General features: G+C 32.7%; 4 protein-coding genes. All 4 read left to right on the top strand.

From position 1 onward, the window contains the following. Nucleotides 1-414: 414 nt before the first annotated feature. Entirely contained in the window at nucleotides 415-1,452 is a 1,038-nt protein-coding gene (locus tag ACKI67_RS07580) for an NYN domain-containing protein (protein ID WP_407462878.1), read from the top strand. Nucleotides 1,453-1,617: 165 nt separating this feature from the next. Further along, nucleotides 1,618-2,820, top strand: a complete 1,203-nt coding sequence (locus ACKI67_RS07575; protein ID WP_407462877.1) for a hypothetical protein — start codon at nucleotides 1,618-1,620, stop codon at nucleotides 2,818-2,820. Nucleotides 2,821-2,947: 127 nt separating this feature from the next. After that, nucleotides 2,948-3,391 (top strand): hypothetical protein, encoded by a 444-nt coding sequence (locus tag ACKI67_RS07570; RefSeq protein WP_407462876.1) that lies wholly within the window; start codon nucleotides 2,948-2,950, stop codon nucleotides 3,389-3,391. A gap of 140 nt (nucleotides 3,392-3,531) precedes the next feature. Further along, nucleotides 3,532-4,755: a bifunctional ornithine acetyltransferase/N-acetylglutamate synthase gene (argJ, locus tag ACKI67_RS07565; protein ID WP_407462875.1), complete on the top strand. Its 1,224-nt coding sequence runs from the start codon at nucleotides 3,532-3,534 to the stop codon at nucleotides 4,753-4,755. The last annotated feature ends 88 nt before the right edge of the window (nucleotides 4,756-4,843 follow it).

Below are 4,843 nucleotides of genomic sequence, written 5' to 3'. Positions count from 1 at the left end.
TCTTATTTTTTTAATTTTTATTTTTGTTATTTTTCTATTTTTTGCTGATTTTTAAGAGTATTAACTATTTTTTATGATTTTTAACTATACTTTGGATTATTTTTTCTACTTTTTTAATTGTTTTTTAAGATTTTTAACTATTCTTTAGATTATTTTTTTTTCATTGTTTCTTGGTTTTCATCAGGTTTAACCATATTAATTCTAAAAAGATTTAAATATATTAGTACAAATATATATTCATAATATAAAGTATTACTATGAATTATTTTCAATCAAACCAATAATTTAATAGTATGAATATGAATAATGGATTTTAAATCCAGAGAGGGATTTGAATCATTATTATTATATATCATAAATGAAATAATTAATTTTTTAAAAAATCATTAAATTAAACTTTTAAAGGGTGATATCTTGAAAGTTATTATTGATGCAGCAAATGTCGCACATTTCCAAAAAGAAGAAGGCTCAAAAGCTAAATTAAAAAATATCACATTAGCTGTAAAGGCTTTAGAACAAGGAAATCATGACTTTTTAATCATAGCAGATGCTTCCCTACGTCATAATATTGATGATAAGGAGACTTTTGTAAGATTAGTCAATGATGGCATTATTGATGAAGTTCCTGTAGGAACCATTGCAGACCATTATATTCTTGATTTGGCTTATGAAGAGGATGCAAAAGTATTGTCTAATGATAAGTTTAGGGATTTCATGTCAGAATTCCCTGACATCAACAGCATAAGAATTCCATTTTCAATTCAAGATGGCGAATTGATCATGGGAAAAGCCAAAAAGCCTAAGAAGGTCAAAAATCTCTTGCAGAACATCTGTGATGAAATATTAAATGAGCTTGAGAGAAAACGTTGGGTAGTTTATAAAGGTAAGGAAACAACTAAATTCACACCATTGAATGTGGCTAAACAGGCTATATTATTGCTTGATGAATCCGAACAGGATAATGTTTCCTCCAAAATAGAAGGACTATTTTCTAAATTGCCTATGTTTGATAAGGTTATGGAAATGGTGGATGATGTAGAGACCTCTGTTCCATATGTAATCTTTGTTCTTGTTCATCCTAAGGATTATAAGGCTGCTGTCAAGGATGCAGGTAACATTTCAGTTACAGTTGCAGACAGGTTAAGATTGGTTCACAAACCATTGATTGCAGTTCGTAATGATTTATTCATTAAGCCAGGTTACTTCGGCTTGAATATTGTCTTGACTGATGAGGTGGAAGACAATCCTCCATACAATATTGAGATTCAAACAAATACCTATGATGAGGTATTCATCAAGAAGAATTCAAGAAATATTGCAAGTACAATTGCTGGAAGATTAGGTTCATGGAAGTTCCCATTCGTTTCAGTAAAACCAAATATGATTTTGGAAAAGCCTGGTGAATTTGAGATTTACTTAGAAAAGAATTCCAAGAAAAAGAAGGAGAAATAATATAGGATATTATTTCAAATTCTTAAGAATTATTATTTATTGGAAAACTTGTTTATTGAAATTGAAAATTGATTATTACGTTTATTTAAAACTGATAATTAAATTGATATTAAAAACTGATAATTAAACTGATTATTTATTTTAAAAATTAAAAGGAGGTAAAATATGGCTGATCATGCAATTATAAGGAAAATAGTTTCTTTAGTAACCAAACATGAAATCATCAGTATAGGTACTAAGTACTTTCCAACAACTCCACTTGAAACAGAGTATGTAGACATGTTCAATTATACTCAAACCATGCTTATGGAGATTGATAAAGCGAATATTACCACTGAAAGTATTTTTACCAATTTGGTTCGTGATGTTGGCCGTGAAAATATTCCAGAGAATCATAGTTTTTATGAATTACTTCCTGCACAGAACAAGGTTGAAGAATATGCTCTTGTAAGTAATATCATTATGGGTAGTGACCGTTACATGTATGTAGAGCTTTCAGAACCTTCTTATATTATTAATCTTTTCACTGATATTATTTTAAGAGAAAATGGAGAAATTATTGAAAGAAGCGAAACAGAAATTGTTTCAAGGCTTATGTCTAAAAACGATGCAATCAGAGTAGCAATCAGATTGGTTGGCATTGGATTGGATAATGGAATCCGTGTCAGAGCCGCTGCCGGTATGACTGGCGCTGCAGCTATTGAAAGATCAATCAAGTTCAATAAAGAGGTTGGAGACTCTCCAGGTGTTGCATTCACTAAATTAGGTGGTGAATATGCACTTGTATTGGACACTCCTTTCAAATTAGCGGAATCTGAACCTCCAGAATTCCAGCAATATCTCTTTATTGATATTGTGGACTCAACCAATTTCATTTCCAAGCATGGCAGAAACAAGCTTGTGGAATTGATGACAAGCGTTAAGGAGTTTATGGAAGATTGTGAAGGTCATATTGAAGGTTACCGTGAAGGTGGAGATGACTTGATTGCAAAATTCCCTAGTAAGGATGTAGCTATTCGTGCAGGTCTTGATTGTGCATGGTTTATTCTAAACAACGGTGCAAAAGTCAAGATTGGTATAGGAAGAAGCAGAAGAGAAGCAGGTGAACGTGCAAATATTGCAGAAAGCATTCATGGATTCGGTGCATTGTCACTAGTCATATTCGATTTGGCTAATGGATTATATGGATATTACATTCCTTCAGACTTTACAAGAACATTATGTGAGCTTGTAACTGCTAAGAAAGGAAAGATCATTACTGCATTTGCTGTAATGTTTGTCTTATCTTATATACTTGCTATAATGGGAATGGGCATTTATGGCCTTTTACTTGTTCTAATCCTTGTAGCTTACTATACATTAAGGTGAAATTTGTAGTTGAACAATCTGATGCATCTGTGGATAAGATAAATTGATTCAATATCTGCATTATGCATTAAAAATTAATCTATTGATGATTTAAAAATATTTATTATTGTAATTTGTGGTGAAATTAATGGCAATAGGAGATAGGAAACTTAGGGGTTCTAGAAAACCTAAAAATAAGAATGTTTTAGTCACTCGAAGTCCTAATAATTCCAGAGACTCCAGGAATTCAAGAAATTCTAGAAGTTCCATATGGTCCAAAAGTTCTGGAAATGTAAGAAAACCAAGAAGTCCTAAGCAAATAATCTTGATGATAATCATTTTAATCGCTTTTATTTGTGGATTGGCTTTAGGCATTTCCATGATAATGGGTCCTGGGGATTCCAACGAACCTGCTCCTGGGGAAGTGCAGTATATGAATGTAACTAATAATATTTCAGAGTATGAAAACAGCAGCTATGACCTAACCGATGAGAACGGTACACAGATTTCATACTATGATTTCAAGGAAAATGTTACAGAAGGCCAAAATGTCACTGCATTCAATGCCTCAAGTTCGGCCAATATTTACTAATTGATAGGGAACTTTTTCTCTATTTTTTTCTATTTTTATTAGTTTTTTTTATTGTTTTTATTCATGACTTAAGGTTCATTTTTGAAATTATTTTAAAGTTTACAAGAAAAATTTATTTATCAAGTTAAAAAGGAGATATCATGTCTAATATTGATGTTATTAAAGGTGGAATCTGTGCTGTAGAAGGTGTTAGAGCAGCAGGAACCCGTGAAGGCAAGTATGGTCTTACAGTTATAGAATCTAAAGGCAGCAATGCTTCAGCGGTATTCACTTCAAATAATGTGGTGGCTGCCCCTGTAATTCATACAAAAGAAATGATTAAAGGTGGTAAGGTTTCTTTGGTAGTTGCAAACAGTGGAAATGCTAACTGTTTCACTGGTGAAGATGGAATAGCTGATTGTGATAGGACAATTGAATTTGCATCTGGATTGACAGATATTCCATCAGATGAAATAGCTACTGCATCCACTGGTGTAATCGGTAGAAAAATGCCTATGGACATTATTTTGCCTTTGGTTGAAGAGTCCATTTCCAAATTGGACAATTCTATAGAAAGTTCAACAGATGCTGCCAAATCATTGATGACAACAGATACTTATCATAAGGAATTTGCTGTGGAGACAACTGTAAATGGTGAAAAGGTCAGAATCGGTGGAATCACCAAAGGTGTAGGAATGATTGCACCGAATATGGGTACCATGTTATGTTTCTTGGCAACTGATGCTGTAATATCTGCTGAAATGATTAATAAGGCTTTAAAATCTGCTGTAAACAAGAGTTTCAATATGATTGTCGTTGATGGCGATGAAAGTACCAATGATATGGCTATATTGATGGCAAATGGAAAGTCTGGTGTTGAAGTTGCTGAAAATGACATCATCAATGAAGATTTCCAAGATGCATTGGACTTCTTATGCATAAGCTTAGCGAAAATGATGGCTCGTGATGGTGAAGGAGCTACAAAATTCATTGAATGCAAGGTTCAAGGTGCTGCATCACAGGAAGATGCAATATTAGCTTCAAAATCTGTAATCAGCTCTTCTCTTGTAAAATCCGCTATTTTTGGTGGAGACCCTAATTGGGGAAGAATTGTTGCTGCAGTCGGTTATTCCGGTTGTAAAATGGACCAAAGCATGATTTCTGTTTCTGTAAGTGATGATGAAGCTAATGAAGCTATTTTAGTGGACCAAGGTAAGATTTTGGCATTTGAAGGAACAGAAAATCTCAATGATGCTGAAAAGATCATGCAAGAGAAAACAGTGAACATACTTGTTGATTTATATCAAGGGGATTATGTCGCAACTGCTTGGGGTTGTGACTTGACCTATGATTATGTAAAAATCAATGCAGAGTATACAACTTAAAAAAGCTCTTATGCTTTATTATTTATAATCAATTAATAGGTTTTTTTTTTAAAAAAAGAGAAATTTAAGAAGTTTATATAAACTTCTT

Origin of the sequence: Methanobrevibacter sp. (assembly GCF_045577275.1) — an archaeon.
Taxonomy (GTDB): Archaea; Methanobacteriota; Methanobacteria; order Methanobacteriales; family Methanobacteriaceae; genus Methanobrevibacter.
The sequence above is the reverse complement of the archived record's forward strand: the minus strand, read 5'-3'. Positions and strand labels throughout refer to the sequence as shown.